The sequence below is a fragment of the Corallococcus sp. AS-1-12 genome (assembly GCF_020036995.1).
Lineage (GTDB): Bacteria > Myxococcota > Myxococcia > Myxococcales > Myxococcaceae > Corallococcus.
Window position 1 is genome coordinate 1 of record NZ_JAIQDD010000093.1, and the last position, 1340, is coordinate 1340.

The window sequence follows — 1340 nt, forward strand, 5'->3', positions numbered from 1 at the left end:
GGCCGTCGCTCTCCCCGCGACGCTCCAGGAGGTTTCAGCCACCGTGACGACGCAGCCGAAAGAGACGCAGCCCCTTCTGCTCCCCTCGAAGCCCACGAAGAAGGGCATGAGCGTCATGTCCCGTGCAGTCAGCACGGCGGCAGTCTGCACCGCATTGACGGCTTGTCCCGGTCCTCAAGTGCGCCCAGCACCTGCGCCTGAGCCGTGCCCCGTGGGGGCTGTGAAGACCATGGAGAAGTTGGATATCGACATAGGGGGGAAGCACAACGCGGTCTTCGTCGTCGCCCGGCCGGAGGTCATCTCGGTGCGTGAGGGCCCGACGCAATTGGTCCTGGCGGGTCCTTGGGGGGACATGCCGAGCAAAACGGTACTGTCTGGCCGGCTCATCGTGAGAGAGCGCGTGTATGGGCGCCTGACTTGGGCGACGACGCCGAAGGGCGACAGCTTTCCCGTGTGCATGGAGGTCTTCGCGGAGGAGGGGGACCGAGGCATGGCCCGAGAACCTGGCGACGACTCACCCTCCAGTGCCCGTATCTTCACGTCAGCTCGCGTGAAGGCGGTGAGTGAGTTCGAGTAGCAGAATTACCTGGGAGTCATCGCCGAGTGTCTTCTTCCTTCGTCGTCGTGTTCCTGGGGCTCTTTCTCGCGAGTGGGGCGTCGGTCGCTCAACCGGAAGCCTCGGCTTCCTCGCCGAGCGCGCGTCGCATTGAGCTGACTCCTGACGACGGTTTCTCTGCACCCGAGATTGCGATCAGTACCGGGCTTTCGACAATACTCGTCTTTGACTCCGACATGACGCACGACGAAGTCGAACTGGAAGGCCGAGACCGATTCGAACTTGTGGATGTGGGACGAACTACTCTCCGGTTGGTGCCTTCGTCGCACGTGACGGCTGGCGAGAAGTTTCGGCTGGTCGTGCGTTTCCGGGATGGAGCGGCGCCTGGGAGAGCTTCTTTCCTCCTTCGGGTGCATCCCGCAAAGGCGGAACCGCTCATCGAGGTCTATCGCGGGAAGCGGACGATCGAGACGTACCAGCAGGAAGCCAGGGAACTGCGTGCGGAGTTGATGCGCTACCAGGGCGAAATCGCACGACTGGTGGCCGAACAAGATGCTCCGGGCGGGCTGGCGGGCCTCGTCTCTTCCGGGGCACTGGATGAGCACGGTGTGACAGGGCGAGTCGTGACCAAGGACGTTGCCCAAGCGGCGGGGAACGCGCTTGAGGCAACCTCCGTCAAGACCTACCGGTCCGCAAAAGGGGTGGCCGTGGAAATCCAGCTAGTGGTGAAGGCGGGAGCCTTGCCATGGGTTGCGAACGGGGCAACGCTTCGAGGCAAGGCCGG

At 63.6% G+C, this 1340-nt stretch carries 1 protein-coding gene and 1 pseudogene; both read left to right on the forward strand.

The features are described 5' to 3' along the window. A pseudogene (locus K8556_RS38820) lies at window positions 1–577 on the forward strand (serine/threonine protein kinase); the annotation flags it as partial. Window positions 578–603: 26 nt separating this feature from the next. Beyond that, a partial coding sequence (locus K8556_RS38825) for a DUF2381 family protein (RefSeq protein WP_223745176.1) occupies window positions 604–1340 on the forward strand: 737 nt, incomplete at its 3' end.